Annotated in this window: 17 protein-coding genes; 8 read left to right on the top strand and 9 right to left on the bottom strand. The window is 56.3% G+C overall.

Going from position 1 to position 19,791, the window contains the following annotated elements:
* Positions 1 to 44: 44 nt before the first annotated feature.
* From ybiO to rhtA, 6 genes are all read right to left on the bottom strand, one after another.
* A complete protein-coding gene (gene ybiO / locus LLF79_RS08320) occupies positions 45 to 2,258 on the bottom strand; it encodes a mechanosensitive channel protein (RefSeq protein ID WP_039024387.1) in 2,214 nt (737 codons plus the stop codon).
* A 124-nt stretch (positions 2,259 to 2,382) separates the two neighbouring features.
* The gene (gene glnQ, locus LLF79_RS08315) at positions 2,383 to 3,105 is read right to left on the bottom strand and encodes a glutamine ABC transporter ATP-binding protein GlnQ (RefSeq protein ID WP_008501169.1); all 723 of its coding nucleotides are present in this window, start codon (positions 3,103 to 3,105) and stop codon (positions 2,383 to 2,385) included.
* The gene (glnP, locus tag LLF79_RS08310) at positions 3,102 to 3,761 is read right to left on the bottom strand and encodes a glutamine ABC transporter permease GlnP (protein WP_003858462.1); all 660 of its coding nucleotides are present in this window, start codon (positions 3,759 to 3,761) and stop codon (positions 3,102 to 3,104) included. Before glnP ends, glnQ begins: the two co-directional genes overlap by 4 nt.
* A gap of 93 nt (positions 3,762 to 3,854) precedes the next feature.
* Positions 3,855 to 4,598 (bottom strand): glutamine ABC transporter substrate-binding protein GlnH, encoded by a 744-nt coding sequence (gene glnH, locus LLF79_RS08305; RefSeq protein ID WP_008501170.1) that lies wholly within the window; start codon positions 4,596 to 4,598, stop codon positions 3,855 to 3,857.
* A gap of 362 nt (positions 4,599 to 4,960) precedes the next feature.
* On the bottom strand, positions 4,961 to 5,464 hold the full coding sequence (gene dps / locus LLF79_RS08300; protein ID WP_008501171.1) for a DNA starvation/stationary phase protection protein Dps: 504 nt from the start codon (positions 5,462 to 5,464) through the stop codon (positions 4,961 to 4,963).
* Between the two features lie 299 nt (positions 5,465 to 5,763).
* Entirely contained in the window at positions 5,764 to 6,651 is an 888-nt protein-coding gene (rhtA, locus tag LLF79_RS08295) for a threonine/homoserine exporter RhtA (RefSeq protein ID WP_008501172.1), read from the bottom strand.
* 354 nt (positions 6,652 to 7,005) lie between these two features.
* Between rhtA and ompX the strand changes: the two genes are divergently transcribed.
* On the top strand, positions 7,006 to 7,524 hold the full coding sequence (gene ompX / locus LLF79_RS08290; RefSeq protein ID WP_008501173.1) for an outer membrane protein OmpX: 519 nt from the start codon (positions 7,006 to 7,008) through the stop codon (positions 7,522 to 7,524).
* Positions 7,525 to 7,671: 147 nt separating this feature from the next.
* On the opposite strand, the gene LLF79_RS08285 is transcribed toward ompX, so the two are convergent.
* Positions 7,672 to 9,255, bottom strand: coding sequence for a phosphoethanolamine transferase (locus LLF79_RS08285; RefSeq protein WP_044596944.1), 1,584 nt, complete (start codon positions 9,253 to 9,255; stop codon positions 7,672 to 7,674).
* Positions 9,256 to 9,538: 283 nt separating this feature from the next.
* Entirely contained in the window at positions 9,539 to 9,667 is a 129-nt protein-coding gene (gene mntS, locus LLF79_RS08280; protein WP_008501175.1) for a manganase accumulation protein MntS, read from the bottom strand.
* A 183-nt stretch (positions 9,668 to 9,850) separates the two neighbouring features.
* Between mntS and mntR the strand changes: the two genes are divergently transcribed.
* From mntR to LLF79_RS08250, 6 genes are all read left to right on the top strand, one after another.
* The gene (mntR, locus tag LLF79_RS08275) at positions 9,851 to 10,324 is read left to right on the top strand and encodes a manganese-binding transcriptional regulator MntR (protein ID WP_008501176.1); all 474 of its coding nucleotides are present in this window, start codon (positions 9,851 to 9,853) and stop codon (positions 10,322 to 10,324) included.
* The gene (locus tag LLF79_RS08270; RefSeq protein WP_044596943.1) at positions 10,321 to 11,430 is read left to right on the top strand and encodes an anion transporter; all 1,110 of its coding nucleotides are present in this window, start codon (positions 10,321 to 10,323) and stop codon (positions 11,428 to 11,430) included. The genes mntR and LLF79_RS08270 overlap by 4 nt, the downstream gene beginning before the upstream one ends.
* 101 nt (positions 11,431 to 11,531) lie before the next feature.
* Positions 11,532 to 12,626 carry an HlyD family secretion protein gene (locus LLF79_RS08265; protein ID WP_008501178.1) on the top strand — a complete coding sequence of 365 codons (1,095 nt, stop codon included), beginning with the start codon at positions 11,532 to 11,534 and terminating at the stop codon, positions 12,624 to 12,626.
* Positions 12,623 to 14,194, top strand: coding sequence for a DHA2 family efflux MFS transporter permease subunit (locus tag LLF79_RS08260; RefSeq protein WP_039266022.1), 1,572 nt, complete (start codon positions 12,623 to 12,625; stop codon positions 14,192 to 14,194). The genes LLF79_RS08265 and LLF79_RS08260 overlap by 4 nt, the downstream gene beginning before the upstream one ends.
* Entirely contained in the window at positions 14,194 to 15,717 is a 1,524-nt protein-coding gene (locus tag LLF79_RS08255; RefSeq protein WP_039266024.1) for an efflux transporter outer membrane subunit, read from the top strand. The genes LLF79_RS08260 and LLF79_RS08255 overlap by 1 nt, the downstream gene beginning before the upstream one ends.
* A 104-nt stretch (positions 15,718 to 15,821) precedes the next feature.
* A complete protein-coding gene (locus LLF79_RS08250; RefSeq protein WP_149366215.1) occupies positions 15,822 to 16,862 on the top strand; it encodes an aldo/keto reductase in 1,041 nt (346 codons plus the stop codon).
* A gap of 114 nt (positions 16,863 to 16,976) precedes the next feature.
* Here LLF79_RS08250 and LLF79_RS08245 read toward each other — a convergent pair whose 3' ends face one another.
* The gene (locus LLF79_RS08245) at positions 16,977 to 18,080 is read right to left on the bottom strand and encodes a succinylglutamate desuccinylase/aspartoacylase family protein (RefSeq protein ID WP_059361462.1); all 1,104 of its coding nucleotides are present in this window, start codon (positions 18,078 to 18,080) and stop codon (positions 16,977 to 16,979) included.
* Positions 18,081 to 18,380: 300 nt separating this feature from the next.
* On the opposite strand from LLF79_RS08245, the gene LLF79_RS08240 reads away from it, so the two are divergent.
* Positions 18,381 to 19,757, top strand: coding sequence for a glycoside hydrolase family 1 protein (locus LLF79_RS08240; protein WP_008501183.1), 1,377 nt, complete (start codon positions 18,381 to 18,383; stop codon positions 19,755 to 19,757).
* The last annotated feature ends 34 nt before the right edge of the window (positions 19,758 to 19,791 follow it).

Genomic DNA, 19,791 nt, shown 5'->3' with positions numbered 1-19,791 from the left:
GCGTCGCAGGCCGGGTCAGGCGAAGCCGCCACCCGGCAACCCGGCTACAGCGTCGGCTCCTGCGGTGGGAGCGGCGCTGCGGGCGGCGGCAGGACCTGATACGTCTGTACCGGCATCCGCACGTTCGCCAGATCAAAGTGCTTTTTCACCATGCTGTCGAGCGCAAAGCGCACCGTCCACTGCTTCAGCGGCTGGGTGGTGAACGACACGCGCAGGGTAAAGGCCGTGTTCGTCAGCCCGACAATGCCGGCAAATGACGGCTCGCCAATCACCAGCCCGCGAATATCTTCCATCTGCATCAGCTCTTCTACCGCATCGCGCAGCGCCTGCTTCGCTTTATCGGCATCCTCATGACGATCCACATCGTAGTTCGCCACCACGGAACCAATGCCGCGCACAAAGTTGGCAAAGGTGGTGATCGAAGACCAGGGGATGATGTGGTATGCCCCGGTATCCTGACGCACGCCCACCGAGCGAATCGACATCCGCTCCACCGTGCCGGTCAGCGGCCCGATGGTCACCAGATCGCCCGTGTTCATCCCGTTCTCAAACTGGATAAAGATGCCGGTAATAATATCCTTCACCAGCGTTTGCGACCCGAAGGAGATCGCCAGCCCCAGGGCACCTGCACCGGCCAGCAGCGGGGCGATATTCACCCCGATTTCTGACAGCACAATCATGATGGTGATGGTACTGATGATGACCGCCAGCGCGTTGCGGAACAGCGTCAGCAAGGTGCGGGCCCGCGCGCTGGGCAGGGGCCTGCCGTGAATATCTGACACCAGACGGTTCTCGATGAGGCTCGCCAGCAGCGTCCAGCCGACGGCAGAGAAGAACAAAATCAGCGCGATGCGAATCAGAATGTCGACCGTTTTTTCACCTGCGCCGTTATGCAGCCAGTTCCAGAAATCAAACAGGCTCCACGCGTTAAGGAGCAGCATGATCGCCACGCAGACGGTGAGAATGCGCGCCACCTTGAGGGATACCGACATCCAGCCGTTCACCCGTTTTTGCAGTTCCGGGTAATTACGCTGTACCTGCGGCGACAGGGTGATGGTTTTCGAGATCCAGCGCGACAGCAGCCCCGACACAAACGCCGCAATGCCGATAATCGCCAGGCTTTTGAATGTTGCCCCCATCATAAATTTCAGGCTGTTTCCCGGGTCGAACAGCGAGAAGAAGCACAATACGATGAAGTAGGCGCTTGCCAGCCAGTGCCACACCAGGGCGAATGCGCGAATAAACAGGCTGAAGAACGAGAGGGAACGATCGGCCAGATGCAGCAGGCTCTCAGTGATGGTCTTTTTATTGTGGAAGATAAGGTACAGCGACCAGACGGTAATGCAGAGCATGATAATGACGTTTGCCAGCGCGCCAAACTGCACGTTCACCTGGTTGGAGATGATCGGCACGGCAACCAGCAGACCGTAGCCAATCAGCCCGCTGAGCACGCTCAGGCGCAGCGCCCAGTATGTTGCGCTCTCGTCCCGAATGGAGAAGGGACGCAGCGCCGGCACGTGAGGGCAAAAGAGTAACCGCAGCAGCGCCTTGAAGAACTCAATCAGGGCAAAGGCATTCAGGAAAAGCGACTGCTGGAAGGCGATGGTTTTGTTGCCCGCGTTCAGCCTGTCGGCCAGCATCTGGCCTAAGAACAGCGTCAGCGCCAGCAGCAGTAAATCGATGATAAACGCTGAGGCGATCATCAGCGGCAGGTGCAGCCAGCTGCTTTTCTGCTGATTCTTTCTGCGTCCCCATTGCCCCATTTTGCGGTACAGCGGCCACGCGCACAGGCGCACCAGCCAGTAAAAAAGGAATACTGCACCGGCCAGCATCAGGAACTGCATGGCGGCGGCGGTAAACGTTTGTGGGTTAAACGGCTTATGCGGTGAGCCAATCAGGTTGCGGTAGAGCTGGGCAAAGCGCGAGGAGAGCGCTTCCCCATAGTGGCGGCTCACGTCGGTGACATTTTCCAGCACCGTTTTTTGCTCCTCCTCCTGCGGAGGGGTGAGGGTCGGAACGGTTTCCTGGGGCGGCGTGGCGGCGGCTTTGCGCAACTGCTCGATTAATGCCTTTCGGGAGGTGTCGTTCTCAAGAACGTCGGCAAGCGCGCCGTAAGCCGCTTTCTTCTGTTCAACATCCGGTTCCGGAGAGGGCGTATTTTGCTGGCTGGCGGTTGTTCCGGTGGTCACACCGGGGATCGCGACGGCGAACGATGGCGCACTAAACAGGCTAATCAACAGCAACAGGATCCACGGCACGGCGTCCTCCGGTGAAAATGTCGAACAAAATGATAAGTATAGAAGTCGGGACGCGGAGGGGGATTTTTGGGAACAATCTGGCGTAAAAAAGCCGGGCAGGCCCGGCTTAGCGTAACGCGAGGGATCAGGAGACGTGCTGCAGGAACTCCTGCAAACGCGGGCTCGGCGGATTCGCAATCAACTCCTGCGGGTTACCGTCTTCCGCGATACGGCCTTTATCAATAAAGATCAGGCGGGACGCCACTTTCTCCGCGAAGCCGATTTCGTGGGTCACGATAACCATCGTCATCCCTTCTTCCGCCAGATCCTGCATGACCTTCAGCACCTCGTGACGCAGCTCCGGGTCGAGTGCGGACGTAGGCTCATCAAACAGCATCAGCTTCGGTTTGACCGCCAGCGCACGGGCAATCGCCACGCGCTGCTGTTGACCACCGGACAGCTCGGAAGGGTAATGATGGGCGCGTTCTGCGAGGCCGACTTTCGCCAGCAGATCTTTCGCCAGCGCTTCTGCCGCCGCTTTGTTGGCACCGCGCACGCGCAGCGGGCCAAACATCACGTTCTCCAGCGCCGTCAGGTGCGGGAACAGGTAGAACTGCTGGAACACCATGCCCGCTTCCTGACGAATCAGACGGTCATCCACTTTCGGGTCATTCACCTTCAGACCGTCGACAATCAGATCGCCGCTGGTGATCTCTTCCAGCTTGTTGATGCAGCGCAGCAGGGTCGACTTACCGGAGCCGGATGGCCCGATAATCACCACCACTTCACCCTGTTTGATGTTCAGATCGATATTGTGCAGCACCTGGGTTGGGCCAAAGTGCTTGGAAACGTTTTTAAATTCAATCACAGGATTTTCATCCTTCTTTCAAGACGACGCAGAACGAAGCTCAGAACCAGAGTAATGATCAGGTAGACAACGGCCACCGCACTCCAGATTTCCAGCGCGCGGAAGTTGCCAGCAATGATCTCCTGCCCCTGACGGGTCAGTTCGGCCACGCCGATAACAATGAACAGCGACGTATCTTTAATGCTGATGATCCACTGGTTACCCAGCGGTGGCAGCATGCGACGCAGCGCCAGCGGCAGAATAACGTGGCGGATCGTTTCGCGACGTGAAAGGCCTAATGCCAGACCGGCTTCACTGAACCCTTTATGAATCGACAGCACCGCACCGCGGGTAATTTCCGCAATGTAGGCGCCCGAGTTAATCATAATGGTGACGACGGCGGCACTGAACGGGTCGATGCGCAGGTCGGTGAATGCCATAGGCAGGGCGAAGTAGATGAACATGACCTGCACGACAATGGGGGTGCCGCGGATCACTTCGATGAAAACCAGTGCGATGTGGTTTGCAATCCAGCCACCGTAGGTGCGGGCGAAACCGGCGACAAGACCGATAATCAACCCGCCAACCAGACCCAGGACCGAAATCCACAGGGTCATTTTAGCGCCTTCAAGCAAGAGTGGAATGGCAGGCCAGATGGCGCTCCAGTCAAACTGCATGATGTATTCCTGTATACCGTGGTGAAAAACGAAAAACGTAGGCCCGGTAAGCGGCAGCGCCACCGGGCGTTACAAACCTGAATTCAGGTGAAATTATTTAGGCTCGGTACCGAACCATTTTTTGTAGATTTCGTTATAGGTGCCGTTCTCTTTCAGCGTTTTCAGCGCGCCGTTAACTTTCGTGCGCAGGTCGTCGCTGCCTTTCGGGAAGGCGATACCGTACTGCTGAGCTTCCAGAGATTCGCCCACAGATTTGAACTTGCCGTTGCCCGCGGTTTTGATGAAGTACAGGATGTTTGGCGTGTCGTGCAGCACTGCGTCAGCGCGGCCGGTACCCAGCTCCATGTACGCATTGTCGATGTTCGGGAACTGGCGCAGGTCTTTGGTTTTGATATTCGCTTTCGCGTAATCAACTGACCCGGTGCCGCTCTTCACTGCCACCACTTTGCCGTCGAGATCTTTCACGCTTTTTACGTCGTTATTATCGGCTTTGACCATCACCAGCAGGCCGCTTTTGTAGTAGCCGTCAGAGAAGTCGATCGCTTTTTTACGCTCGTCGGTAATGGTGATACCCGCCAGCGCCAGATCAACGTTCTTGGTTTGCAGTGCCGGGATGATGCCGCTGAAGTCCATCGGCTTCAGGGTGTAATCCAGCTTGAGTTCTTTTGCGACTGCGGCCCACAGATCCACATCAAAACCAACGTATTTATCACCCTGTTTGAATTCAAACGGAACGAACGCCGTGTCGGTCGCCACAACCAGTTTGTCGGCAGCCTGAGAGGACACCGCAAAAGCCAGGGTAAGTGCAGCCAGTGAAACTTTTAATACAGACTTCATAGCATTTCCTTTTATATCCACGGGGCGATCCCCTGCGAGAACAGGTGGCACAATGAAAAAATCGTGCCAACTTTACAAGCTGTTGTTTTGCAAAGGGGATGATGTCATGCATTGCACAATAAATGGGGCAATGAGGTTTTATTGCACCAAAGTGGAGCACTGTTTTGGTGCGCTTCGTTTGGCTTAACTGACAGGGAGATATTTAGCGTAAATTCTGACGAAAAAACAATCTTCCGTTAACGGTTGTGTGAGGTGATTATTACAATTTCTTCACTTTTGCACGTTCTCAGGCAAAAAACGTGCACCATAGATGTGCAAAACCCTCACCGGAAGGCGAGGGTTTGATAGAAAATTCGTATGAATTATTCGATGTTAGATTCGATGAACCACAGGAACTGATCCAGATCGCGGGACGCGGCGGTGAAGATATCTGCGGTATCTTCATCTTTCGCTTCGCTAATCGCTTTGCGCACATCGTTCGCCACAATCGCGTAGCGGTCCGCCAGCTCTTTCAGGTGATCCTGAACGGTATGGATATCCAGCGGATAGCTTTTCAGCGGGGTTTTGCTGTTGATCACCTGTGTGGTACCCAGCGCCACGCCGCCTAACTGAACGGCACGTTCAGCCATCGTATCGAGGTGGGTAACCAGTGCTGTGCGGAAGCCATCCAGCATTTCATGAACGGCAATAAAGTTTGCACCGCGCATATTCCAGTGGGCCTGTTTGGTGATCAGCGAAAGATCGATGAACTGGATCACCTGGCGATTCAGCAACTCAATAGTCGCTTTTTTGTCGCTGTCCGATACATCGTTACGGGTATAAAGCAGATTAGACGCTTTCGTTTTCACCAGTTTAGCGGTACTCATAATCTCATATCCTCTTGATGTTTATGTCCCAGGTAATTACGGAACTAAGTATAGCACCGGATTTTTTCTCTGCGGTTTGGCTGTGCCTATCGGTTTAATAGCGAGAAGGAGGTTGAGAAATTAATGTATTGAAAATATTGAATAATTTTTAAATTGATACAGATCAATCTTAATTGCTGGATGAGGAAGTCAGCGCAGAGGGATATTTAGCTGGCAGGAATCAGAGTGTAAGAAATTATAACGACTGTCTTTTTGGCCTTTATTCTGCATGGCGTGGAAGCCATGCAGAATATATGGCCTTAGTTGATATCCACTTTCTCAACTTTAGGTTCGGGGCGCATGGTGAGCGTCGATCCCATTGATGCCGCGATAATCGAGCAGAGCGCCAGCGTCTGGGTCAATGTCAGGGTTTCACCGAGAAACACCATCCCGGAAATGGCTGCAAGCGCAGGCTCCATGCTCATCAGGGTGCCAAATATGCGCGTCGGCAGACGCGTAAGGGCAATCATCTCCAGAGAGTAGGGGAGTGCGGTAGAGAGAATCGCAACCGCCAGCCCGATGGGCATGACGGACCATTGCCAGATCGATTCTGTCGCCTGCGCCATGCCGATGGGCACAAACACGATGGCCGCAATCAGGGAACCCAGCGCCACCGTTGCCGGTCCGTGCTCTTCCCCTGCGCGCTGGCCGGTGAGGATATAGACAGCCCAGCAGGCACCTGCGCCCAGCGCCAGCGCTGCGCCCGTCAGGTCAATCTCAGAAACACTCTGGCCCAGCGGCAGCAGGAACCATAAGCCCAGTACGGCCAACACGACCCAGATAAAATCGACCGGACGTCGGGAGGAGAACAGCGCCACCGCCAGCGGGCCGGTAAACTCCAGCGCGACGGCAATACCCAGCGGTATCGTCTGGATGGAGAGGTAGAACAGGTAGTTCATCGCCCCCAGGGAGAGTCCATAAAACAGCAGCGGTAAACGCTGCTCCTTTTTAAAGCGCAGTCGCCACGGTTTGAAAATGACCACCAGTATCGCCGTGCCCAGAACAATACGCAGGGCGGTCACCCCGGGCGCGCCAACCAGTGGAAAAAGCGATTTTGCCAGCGAGGCGCCGCTTTGAATGGACAACATGGCAATGAGTATGACTGCAACCGGCAACCAGACCGACGACGTGCGGGATAACCCAGGCATCCTTTCTCCTGTCAGCTTATGTCAAATGAGGTAAAGGTTGCAGTGTAAAGGAAATATGCGGCGACGGTTGAGGCGCTGTTGAAAAAAAAGCAGGTGAAATCCGTAAAATGGATAAGCGCTGGTGGATTTATCGCCTGTCAGATTAGGAATAATCTGGATGAATGTAACGGCGCAGACGCGCACTATGCGCATTTAGTAGTGAAAATTGCATGTGATTTGAAAGAGATAGCTTACGCTGGAAACGTTCTGTTACAGGAAAGGCTTCATTAGACATCACGAATCACAAAGAGTTTCGCAAATTTTTTTGATATATTTAAAACTTACGGACTTACTTGGATCACATTTGAGGTGGTTATGAAAAAAATTGCATGTCTTTCAGCACTGGCCGCTGTACTGGCTGTTTCCGCAGGTACCGCTGTAGCTGCTACTTCTACTGTTACTGGTGGTTACGCTCAGAGCGACTATCAGGGCGTGATGAACAAAGCTAACGGTTTCAACCTGAAGTATCGTTACGAGCAGGATAACAACCCACTGGGCGTGATCGGTTCTTTCACCTACACCGAGAAAGATCGTTCTGAAAACGGCGCATACAACAAAGGCCAGTACTACGGTATCACTGCTGGTCCAGCTTACCGTCTGAACGACTGGGCAAGCATCTACGGTGTTGTAGGTGTTGGCTACGGTAAATTCCAGCAGACCGAAAACGAAGGTCTGAACCGCACTGCAAGCAACAGCGACTACGGCTTCTCCTATGGCGCAGGCCTGCAGTTCAACCCAATCCAGGACGTTGCTCTGGACTTCTCCTATGAGCAGAGCCGTATCCGCAACGTTGACGTTGGCACCTGGATCGCGGGCGTAGGTTACCGCTTCTAATCACTTCGGTGATTAAATAAAAAATCCGCCCACTGTGGCGGATTTTTTTTGTCGAAGATAAAAGCAAAACGGCAACCTGAGGTTGCCGTTTTGAGTGTTGGTTCCCTCTCCCCGTGGGAGAGGGCATCGGTCCGCACGAGACGGCAATTACTTATTCTTAATATCAAAAATATCCGTACCCAGATGGTTGTAGTCAACTTTCTGTAACTTGAAGTTGGTAACGTACACTGGGGGAGCTTTCTTGTTAGAGACAAACGGGTAAACATTTTTTATCTGCCCGGCGGTAATCCCCGTCCACTGCGAGAAAAACTGCAGGAAATCATTTGCTGAACGGCGTGCTTTAATGACGCGATGCGTTTTATCGTCACTCGACAGCACCATAAACGGCACCTGGAAGTTCTGCTGGAACTTGTCATCGTGCGCCAGATACTGCACCTCTTTACCGCGCTCTTTAAACGCCAGCCCGTGATCCGAGAAATAGACCATGGAGAAGCTGTCGCCCGTATTGCGCAGCTGATCGTACAGCTTGCTCAGCAGGTCGTCGGTTTGCGTCATGGTGTAGAGATAGCAGGAGGTCTCTTTGGACTGCACAAACTCCGCGTACTTTCCGCCTGTCCGATCGCAGGCCTGTGGGTGCGACCCCATGAGGTGCAGGACGATCAGCTGCGGCTGGGTGCGCGGGGTGGCGAAGACCTGCGCCGTCATTTTCAGCAGCGCTTCGTCTTTAGTGTTTTTGTCAGCTTCAAAGTCGCCGTTTTTCAGGAACTGCACTTCGTCAGCCCGTTTGGCGATGCTGGCAATCGCCGTATCGTATTCGCCAATTTGCCCCTGATTAGAGAACCACCACGTCTGAAAACCCGCGCGGTTTGCCAGGGTGACGAAGTTATCCTGATACTGCGGTTTGCCATCCACCACCCGGTTAAGGGTCAGACCGAGTGATTTCTGCGTCGAGCCGCTGGCCGCAACATAATCGGTAAACAGGGTGCCTTTGACCGAACTGGCAAACGGGGTGTTATCCCAGTGGCCGCCAAACGCGCCCATTGCATCGCGACGCGCGCTTTCACCAATCACCACTACATAGGTGTGATATTTCGGCTTCACGGCCAGCACGTTCCAGGTGTCTTTCATATTGGAAAGCTCAGCCATGCGGGCCTGTTCGTCGAGAACCTCTTTATTGTTAACAACGACGTCTTTCACGAAGCGGAAAACCGGGTAGCCGATATTGGTGAGCCTTAGCTTACCGTCCCAGGGAATGTTCTGGATGGGGGCGACAAACGCCACGGCAATGCTGAACACCAGACAGAGTATGTCGATCTTACCCCAGGATTTTTTCTCGCCCGGCTGACGACGAATGGCGATAACGCCCAACGCGAAGATAAAGAGCCCGACCACGTAGCTGTACCACGGGAAGATCGTCAGGATCTCCGTCGACTCTTCCATATTGGTCGAGTGCAGCGCCAGAAGGGTATTAAAGTTTGGCGAGCCGTACGCCTGACCAAACGGGAAATAGAGTGCCGCAACCAGCGAACAGATGCCGATTAACGCTTTTTGCGCGCGCGGGGCGGCGCGCCATAGCACATGCAGAATGCAGGTGAAGGCCACCGCGTAGAGCAGACTAAAGGGATAACCCAGCGCAAAGTTAATCAGTAATGACTGCAAAAAGTAAAAACCCGTCCACGGGCTTAAGGCCCGGCTGCGGGTCACAACGGTATCTATCAGGGTTACATTCATAGGTCACTATCATGGATGAAAACGCCATGTGCTCACCCTGGCGTCAAGGGTCATAACCTGCCTGACAGTGCGTGGAGAGGGAATGAGGGTCCGCTTCAGCGAGCCGCAAATTGTGCAGGGCTGCAAGAAGATAGTGCGAGCGCTAAATAATATCAACAGTTGCTAAGCAGATGTTTTGCGAAGGGGATTGCAAATCCGTAAAAAAGATCGGGAATAAGGCGGCTGGGAGCCAGTTTAGAGCGAGATTGTGACGGGAAAATGAAGCGGCGTACCGCAACGCCGCTTAGTGGGAAGGTTTATCATCCTGATGCGGTTTGCCGTTAAACATATCGCACAGCATGTTCAGCAGCATTAAGCGCACTTTAAAGGGGGAGTGGGTAAACACGGTCATGCACCTCTTGAATTCGTTCATAAGACCTCCTGATTTTTGATCCCTTCGATCCGTGAAGGGTGACTGCATTACATACAGATATAGCACAGGCTATATTGTATAGCTATGGCTATTTCGTTAATTTTTTGTGCTTGTGGAGGGATGGTTTACAATGTGCGCTCTCGATACCGGGCGCTGGAAGCGTCACCCCACTGAGGAAGTACAATGAACCGTCGCGCAGGTAAGCCAACCATTAAAAAAACGACGCAACTGGTGAATGTTGAAGAGCATGTCGAAGGTTTTCGCCAGGTCCGAGAAGCGCACCGGCGTGAACTGATTGATGATTATGTTGAACTCATTTCCGATCTGATTCGTGAGGTCGGGGAAGCGCGTCAGGTCGATATGGCCGCCAGGCTGGGGGTATCGCAGCCAACTGTCGCAAAAATGTTAAAACGTCTCGCCTCCGTGGGCCTAATTGAAATGATCCCCTGGCGCGGGGTCTTTCTGACGCCGGAAGGGGAGAAACTCGCGCAGGAGAGCCGCGAGCGCCACCAGCTTGTCGAGAATTTTTTACTGGTGCTGGGCGTCAGCCCGGAGATTGCCCGCCGGGATGCGGAAGGCATGGAACACCACGTCAGCGAAGAGACGCTGGTGAAGTTTCGCGAATTTACCCTTAAATATGGTCCCTCCGCTGAATGAAAATCCCTGGACTGCAGGCCCTGGCACGCGATCGTTTCTTCCATCTCTTACTACTCATTGGCGCAGGGTTAAGCCTCTTTGTGCCGTTTGCGCCGCAGGCCTGGCCCGCTGCCATTGACTGGCGCACCATCATTACCCTGAGCGGCCTGATGATGCTCACCAAAGGGGTTGAGCTGAGCGGCTATTTTGACGTTCTGGGCCGTAAAATGGTGCGCCGCTTTGCCACCGAGCGCAGGTTGTCCCTGTTTATGGTGTTCTCCGCCGCGGTGCTGTCGACGTTTCTGACCAACGACGTGGCGCTGTTTATCATCGTGCCCCTCACCCTCACGCTGCGTAAGCTTTGCGAGATCCCGGTCAGCAGGCTGATCATCTTCGAAGCGCTCGCCGTTAACGCCGGTTCTCTGTTAACGCCCATCGGTAACCCGCAAAATATCCTCCTCTGGGGCCGTTCCGGGCTGTCGTTCGCCGCTTTTACCTGGCAGATGGCGCCGCTGGCGCTGGTGATGATGCTGTCGCTGCTGGCGGTCTGCTGGTTTGCGTTTCCGGATAAAAAACTGCAGTACCACAGCGGCACCACGGGCCCGCAGTGGCAGCCGCGTCTGGTCTGGAGCTGCCTCGGGTTATACATCGTCTTTCTGTTCGCGCTGGAGCTGAAGTATGAGGTGGCGGGCGTGTTGCTTGTCGCCGCGGGCTTTGTCGTCCTCGCGCGACGCGTGCTGGTCAGCGTGGACTGGACGCTGCTGCTGGTCTTTATGGTGATGTTTATTGATGTGCATCTGCTTATTCAGCTTCCGGTGCTGCAAAACGTGCTCCACAGCGTCAGCACGCTGTCTCAGCCGGGACTGTGGCTGACGGCGATTGGCCTGTCGCAGTTTATCAGCAACGTGCCTGCCACCATTCTGCTGCTCAACTATGTTCCGCCGGACACGCTGCTGGCCTGGGCGGTGAATATCGGCGGGTTTGGGCTGCTGCCCGGCTCGCTGGCCAACCTGATTGCCCTGCGCATGGCCAACGATCGCCGCATCTGGTGGCGCTTCCATCTCTGGTCAATCCCGATGCTGGTTTGGGCCGCGGCGATCGGTTTCGGAATATTCCTTCTCATATAGTGCGCAATTTGTCAGTTTTTCCTGGCAAACGTATAGCAACGTCCTAGCTTTAGTGAACGGCATAGTGTGATGCCGCTCACTGACAGGACCGTTGCTGAACTATGGCTGAAGATCAAACTCCGCCTGCTGACGAGCAGGACAAAAACAATAATGAGCGTAAGCGCCCGGGCAAAAAACCGTTAATTATCCTCGGCATTGTCGTGGTGGTGATGGTCGTCGTGGCGCTGGTCTGGTGGTTTTTAACCCGTAACGAAGAGACGACCGACGACGCCTTTACCGACGGCGACGTGGTGACGATTGCCCCGAAAACGGCAGGCTACGTCACCGAGCTGCGGGTGCGCGATAACCAGCGCGTGAAAAAAGGCGATCTGCTGGTGGTCATCGATCCGCGTGATACCACCGCGCAGCGCGATCAGGCCCAAGCCCAGCTTGGGCTGGCTATCGCGCAGCTGCACCAGGCCCAGGCGCAGCTCGCACTCTCCAAAGTGCAGTATCCCGCCCAGCGTGACGAAGCCAAAGCGCAGGTGCTGAAAGCGCAGGCCGATCTGGCGAACGCGCAGGCGGAGTATCGCCGCCAGCGCGGCGTCGATCCGCGGGCGACCACCCAGCAAAGTATTGATTCCGCGAACGCACAGCTGCGCAGCGCCCAGGCGGGTCTGGCCAGCGCCCAGGCGCAGCTGGAAGTGGCAGAGCAGGTACAGCTGCAAATCCGCCAACAGGAAACCAACGTTGAAGCGCGCGAGCGTCAGGTCGAACAGGCCAAAGCGCAGCTGGAAACGGCCAATCTGAACCTCTCTTACACCGAAGTCCGCGCCCCGTTCGACGGGTTTGTCACCAAACGCAACGTGCAGCCCGGCACGCTGGTGCAGGCGGGAACGGCGCTGTTCTCACTGGTTTCGCCGAACGTGTGGGTGGTGGCGAACTTCAAAGAGTCCCAGCTTGAGCGCATGAAGCCCGGCGATAAAGTGACCGTGTCGGTCGACGCGTGGCCGGATATGGCGCTTGAGGGCCACGTTGACAGTATCCAGCAGGGCAGCGGCTCGCGCTTCTCCGCCTTCCCGGCTGAAAATGCCACCGGTAACTTTGTCAAAATTGTGCAGCGCGTGCCGGTGAAAATCGTGATTGATAAGGGGCTCGATCCGAACAAACCGCTGCCGCTGGGGCTGTCGGTCGCGCCGAAGGTGACGGTGGAATGACGGATCACAGCCACGACAGCTGGAAGCCCGCCAGCAATCCGTGGGCGGTGGCGATTGTCGTCACCCTGGCGGTGTTTATGGAAATTCTGGACACCACCATCGTGAACGTGGCGCTGCCCCACGTGGCAGGTTCGCTCTCGTCCAGCTATGACGAATCCACCTGGGTATTAACCAGCTACCTGGTCGCGAACGGCATCGTGCTGCCTATCTCGGCCTTTCTGAGCCGGGTGTTTGGCCGCAAGCAGTTCTTCCTGATCTGCATCGTCATGTTCACCGTCTGCTCGTTCCTCTGCGGCATCGCCACCGAGCTGTGGCAGATCATCCTGTTCCGCGTGATGCAGGGCTTTTTTGGCGGCGGGCTGCAGCCCACGCAGCAGTCGGTACTGCTCGACTACTTTAAGCCGGAGGACAGGGGCAAAGCGTTCGGCCTTTCCTCCATCGCGATTATTGTTGCACCGGTCCTCGGCCCGACGCTGGGGGGCTGGATCACCGACAACTACTCCTGGCGCTGGGTGTTCTTTATCAACATCCCGGTGGGGATTGTTACGGTGCTGGCGATCTACCAGCTGCTGGAAGATCCGCCGTGGGAGAGCAAGTCTAAAGAGAAGCTGACCATCGACTGGACGGGGATCGGCCTGATCGCTTTAGGGCTTGGCTGCCTGCAGGTGATGCTTGACCGTGGAGAAGATGAGGACTGGTTCTACTCAAACTTTATCCGTACCTTCGCCGTGTTAACGCTAATCGGCATTATCGGTGCCATTTACTGGCTGGTGTATGCCAAAAAACCGGTGGTGGATCTGCACTGCATGAAGGACCGCAACTTTGCGATTTCCAGCCTGCTGATGGCGGGGATGGCGATGATTTTGTACGGCAGCTCGGTGGTGATCCCCCAGCTGGCGCAGCAGGATTTAGGCTATACCGCCACCTGGTCCGGGCTGGTGCTGTCGCCCGGGGCGGTGCTGATTGTATTAACGATCCCGCTGGTATTGAAGCTGATGCCGGTGGTGCAGACGCGCTGGATTATCGCCTTTGGCTTTACCTGCCTGGCGGTGTCGTTCTTCTGGTCGCGCACGCTGACCCCGGATATCGACTTTGAAACCCTGGTGCTGTTCCGCAGCGCCCAGTCGCTGGGGCTGGGGTTCCTGTTTGTGCCCCTGACCACCATTGCCTTTATTTCGATTCCAAGACGGCTGAATGCCGACGCGGCGGCGCTGTTCACTATGTTCCGTAACGTCGCGGGCTCGGTCGGGATCTCGCTGTCGACGGCGGCCATCACCGAACGGTCTCAGGCGCATAGCGCGCACCTTGCGTACCACGCCTCGCCGTTTAACGAGCAGTTTCAGCAGGCGATACGCGATAGCGCGCAGGCGATCCAGAACTTCACCACCCAGGTGGGCGATCCCACCGGCATCGCCACCGGGCGTATGTACCAGACGATGATTGAGCAGTCGCGCTTTTTGGCCTACATCGACGTCTTCACCCTTCTGAGCGCGGTGGCCTTGCTATTGATTCCGTTTTGTTTGTTGCTCTCGCCGGTTAAGAGCGAGGGGAGTGCAGGAGCACATTGATGATACACAGACGTTTACACCCCCTGATGATAATGATGCTGCTGGCAGGCTGCGCCGTCGGGCCGGACTACCAGCAGCCCGCGCCGCCCGCCGCCACGCACTGGAACGATAAGGGCGACAGCGGGGTAAAATCGCAGACGACCTCCGCCGCGACCAATCCGCGCTGGTGGAAGACCTTCGGCTCGCCGCAGCTCGACAGCCTGGTTGAGCGCGCCATCGCCGGAAACCTGACGCTGCAGCAGACGGTGCTGCGCATCGCCGGCGCGCGCGAGCAGATTAACCAGGCGGGCGGGGCGTTTTACCCGTCGGTGAACGGCAATCTGCAGGCGACGCGCCAGCAGCTCGGGCTGGAAGGGGAGCTGAAATCCCACGGCGTGTATGACCAGCTGGATAATGTCGATCCTGAGCTGCGGGGCGCGTTAGGCCCCCTGACGCAGCCGATCAACCTCTACCAGGGCAGCTTCGACGCCCAGTGGGAAATTGACCTCTGGGGCAAGGTGCGCCGACAGGTGGAAGCCGCCGAAGCGCAGCAGAAAGCGGCTATCGAGCAGCGTAACGACGCGCTGGTGTCGCTGGAGGCGGAAGTGGCGCGCGCGTGGCTCCAGCTGCGCGGGGCGCAGAGCATTATCGCCACGCTGAACACCCAGATTAAAAGCGCGCAGCAGACGCTGGATCTGACCGAAAGCCGCCAGCGGGGCGGGCTGTCGCCGCAGATGGACGTGGAAAATGCGCGTGCACAGCTGGGTAACCTGGAGGCGCAGCTGCCGCAGTACCAGGCGCAGGCGCGGCAGGCGATGAATGGCCTGGCGATCCTCCTTGGCAAGCCGCCGGGTGCGCTCGATGCGGAGTTACAAAGCGTGCAGCCGATGCCCGCATTGCCGGATATCGTGCAAACCGGCATTCCGTCTACGCTCGCGCGACGCCGTCCGGACGTGCGCGAAGCGGAGGCGAATCTTCATGCCGCCACGGCGCAGATTGGCGTGTCGGTGGCCCAGCTGTTCCCCAGTTTTACCCTCTCCGGGCAGTTTGGCCTGCGCAACAGCGAAACCAACTGGCTGACCGACTGGAGCAGCCACTTCTACAGCTTTGGCCCGCAGGTCTCCATTCCGATTTTCCAGGGCGGTCGACTGGTTTCCAGCGTGAAGGTGGCGCGCGCGCAGCAGGGGGCGGCGGTGCTGGACTATCGTCAAACGGTGCTGACTGCGCTCGGCGATGTCGAAAATGCGCTGGTGAGCTATCGCACCGACCAGCAGCGTGAAGCGGGCCTGGCGAAAACCATTGATGCCCTGCAAAACGCCTTTGACCTGGCGAGCGACAGCTATCGTCAGGGGATCGCCAGCTTTATCGACGTGCTGGACGCCCAGCGGCAGCTGGCGCAGGCCGAGCAGCAGCGCGCGCAGGCGCAGGTGCAAAGCGCGCTCGATCTGGTGGCGCTCTACAAGGCGCTCGGTGGCGGCTGGGAGCCGTATCAGCAGGTGCAGCTTCCGGACTACAGCGTCTTTGGCGACGCCCCGCGCGGATAAATATTCAGAGGATTGGGCAAGAAACGGACAGGAACGCCACATTCGCGATGGCAGAGGGGCGGGTATAACTAACAGACACCCAATCGACATGCGAGGAAAGCGTTATGCGTTATCAAAAACTGGGCAATACCGGACTGTTCGTTTCTGAACTCTGCCTCGGCACCATGACCTTCGGCGGAGAAGGCGGCATGTGGGGCAAGATTGGTCAGCTCCAGCAAAGTGAAGCAGAACAGCTGGTGGGCCGCGCGCTGGATGCCGGGATCAACTTTATCGACACCGCGGATGTTTATTCGGAAGGGCGCTCAGAGGAGATCGTCGGCCAGGCGCTGAAAAACCTGAAAATTCCGCGCGAGAACGTGGTAGTCGCCACTAAAGTATTTGGCGAAACAGGAACGGCAGGAGTGAACTCGCGCGGCAGCTCGCGCTATCACATCATCAGCAGCGTGAAGGAGAGCCTGCGCCGCCTGCAGCTGGATCATATCGATCTCTATCAGCTGCACGGCTTCGACCCGGCCACGCCGATTGAAGAGACGCTGTATGCGCTGGATAACCTGGTGCAGCACGGCCACGTGCGCTATATCGGCGTCTCGAACTGGGCGGCGTGGCAGATTGCCAAAGCGCTGGGCATTTCCGAGCGCCTCGGGCTGGCGCGCTTCGCATCCCTCCAGGCGTATTACACCATCGCCGGACGCGATCTTGAGCGCGAGCTGGTCCCCATGATGCAGAGCGAAGGCGTCGGGCTGATGGTCTGGAGCCCGCTGGCTGGCGGCCTGCTGAGCGGAAAATATGGTCGCGACGGGCAGAGCGAAGCCGGTAGCCGCCGTCTGGAGTTTGACTTCCCGCCGGTGAACAAAGATCGCGCCTTTGACTGCGTGGACGTGATGCGCACTATCGCCGAAAGCAAGGGCGTCTCCGTCGCGCAAATCGCGCTGGCGTGGCTGCTGCACCAGAAAGCGGTGACCAGCGTCATCATTGGCGCGAAACGCGTTGAACAGCTGGACGACAACATTGCCGCCACCGGGATCCGCTTAAGCGAAGACGAGCTCAAACAGCTGGATGCGGTGAGCGCGCTGCCGCGCGAGTATCCCGGCTGGATGCTGGAGCGGCAGGGAGAGTATCGCCGTAATCAGCTCGCGCAACAGTAACTCTCCGCATCAGGTAATTTTTAAATTTGTTTGCCCATCGGTACAGAAATCGGCGAAAGCGGCTTATTTCACTGAGCACGCTTTTGCCGATTCAACGATGGGCTGTGGCGGGAATCAGCAACCGTCTTTGCAGGTTGCCGCTGGGTTTTGCTCAAGGATTCTTACCAGCAGGGCTCGGGGTTCTCTCACGACATCTGTTCCAACTGACAGTACTTTGCCGTCCCGCTCTGCTGAATACTTCGCGACAACATCACCGAATGCATTTCGCTGCAGGGCGACCTCTTGTCCTGCTTTGACCGTGTCGCCGGGTTTAACGAAAACTTCCGCAAACCCGCCCGTGGTCGCTCGTATTGAACTGATCGCATTACCAATATACGTTTTATTGCTGCTGGCGGTTGCGCCGATTTTGCCTTCAATCACCTTGTAATGAATCAGTACATTGAGGGCACCCTCGACCCCCCTGGCAATCATATCCTGCTGGTAAATCCTCGGCTCTCCCGTCTCGGCCGTTATCGCCGGGATACCATTTTGAATAAAGGTGGTTTCCATTGAGCCGGCTTCGCCAGGATCTTTCTTAATTTGATCGGCCGGAAAAAGTTCTGCAATCGTCCGGGCATCCGCATTGCGGTAGTCGGCATAAATGAACAGCGGATAAGCCGTTCCGGTAGACTGGGTGTGATAGTCAATCGCCAGGTCGACATTTCCCTTGTAAACCTTATTCCACATCATCCATGCCTGACGCTCGGCAGGGTTACCCGTTTCTTTTCCTGGATGCACGCGGTTGTAGTCGATCGTCTCGCCCCCATCGGTTGAAACGGACCATGTCCGGGAGACCCTTTCAAGTCCAGAACGGTTTGGACCTATAATGCCAATAACGCTGCCGTTCATTTTTGCGGGGTCCAGTTGTTCCATCACTTTTTGTACGATGCGCACTCCGTTTAGCTCATCCCCGTGGACGCCCGCCTGCAGCAGAACGTTCTTCCCGTCCGTTTTGCCTTTTGCCACCATGATGGGGACATACCAGCGCTGTCCTGTTCCTGTCTCAACCCCCTCGAACATGAAGCGATGTTGTCCTGCTGTCAGGTCTGATACATCCAGAGTCGAGATAACCGGCACTCCTTGCACCTTATCACCCGTATACACCGTTGCCGCGTGAGTCATTGAGCATGGCAACGCTAAGCTGAGAGCGAATGCGATACGGCGAGTAGATATCTTCATGAGCGTCATTTTCCATTTGATAGGGTTGAGATTTTTATTTTTCGGCCTGGGCCGTGGTTCGTGCTCATTAAGTTAATAGTGATTTTATGAGGCCAGCCAGCGGCACGATCGGGAAATGTGATTTTGCATAGGCTAACGCACCGGCATCAATAACAGGGTTTGCGCGATTCATTTTTCCTGCCCGGCGTCTTCTTTCCAACCTACCTCACAAAAAACGATCCTCCGCTTTGATCGACATGCCATCTTCGCCTATATGACTAGTCATGAAATTTTAAATGACTAGTCATATAGGGAGGAAACATGAGCAATCAGCTGCCGGCCAACTTTTTATGGGGCAACTCGGTATCGAGCATGCAGACGGAAGGGGCCTGGAACGAGGGCGGGAAGGGGATGTCGGTGTACGACATTCGCGAAGCTGGGGAGAACATCTCCGACTGGAAAGTCGCGACCGACTCCTACCATCGCTACCGGGAAGATTTCGACCTGATGCAGGATCTGGGCATGAACTGCTACCGCTTCCAGATCTCCTGGAGCCGCGTCTGTCCGCAGGGTGACGGCGCGTTCAACGACGAGGGCATCGCGTTTTACGACCGCTTTATTGACGATCTCATCGCCCGCGGTATTGAGCCGATGATCTGCCTCTACCACTTCGATATGCCGCTGGCGCTGGCGCAGGAGTACAACGGCTTCAATGACCGCCGGGTAATGGACGCCTTTATCCGCTACGGTAAAAAGATGATCGACTGCTTTGGCGACCGCGTGAAGTACTGGCTGACCTTCAACGAGCAGAACATCTTCCATATGCCGGAAGCGTTTCGCATTTCTGGCTACATGAAAGGCGATCAAACCCTGCGCGAGCTGTACGAGCTGCAGCACCATACCATGGTGGCGCACATGGCGCTGACCGAGTATCTGCACCAGACGAAACCGGGCCAGCTGATGGGCGGCATGCTGGCGCACCAGTTGGTTTACCCGGCCACCTGCAAACCGCGCGATATCTTCTGCGCCCAGCAGTATGACGAGTTCCTCAACCAGAACCTGCTGCGCGTCTTTGCCGGGCAGGGCTACAGCCCGGCGGTGATGGCGGTGGTGGAGCAGGAAGGCTTTGGTGATATCTACCGCGCCGAAGATTTAGCGCTACTGGCGCGCACCAGAAACGACTATATGGCCTTCAGCTACTACGCCAGCAAAACGCTGGACAGCGATGCGATCCCGGAAGGCACGCCGGTCAACTATTACCTGCTGCACGGCGAGAAAAATAACCCCTACCTGAAAGCCACCGAGTGGAACTGGCAGATCGACCCGCTCGGTTTTCGCACCATCATTACCCGCTACGCCAACGACTGGCGCATGCCGGTCTTCCCGATTGAAAACGGCATTGGCGTGATTGAGTCGTGGGATGGCGTCAACCCCATCGAGGATACCTACCGCATCGACTACCACCGGGCGCACATCGAGGCGATGAAAGCGGCGATATTCGAGGATGGGGCAGAGGTCATGGGCTACCTCGGCTGGGGGTTAATCGACATTCTCAGCTCCCAGGGCGACATGCGTAAGCGCTACGGCGTGGTCTACGTCAACCGGGAAAACCACGACCTGAAAGACCTCAGGCGCGTGCCGAAGAAGAGCTACGCGTGGTTAAAACAGGTTATCCATACCAACGGACGCGAGATGTAAGCCGTACGCTGCCGGGCCGTTTTTGTGACTGATT

Source organism: Enterobacter cloacae complex sp. 2021EL-01169 (assembly GCF_020733125.1).
GTDB lineage: Bacteria > Pseudomonadota > Gammaproteobacteria > Enterobacterales > Enterobacteriaceae > Enterobacter > Enterobacter roggenkampii.
Note: the sequence above shows the minus strand (reverse complement) of the source record. Positions and strands in the feature narration are given on the sequence as shown.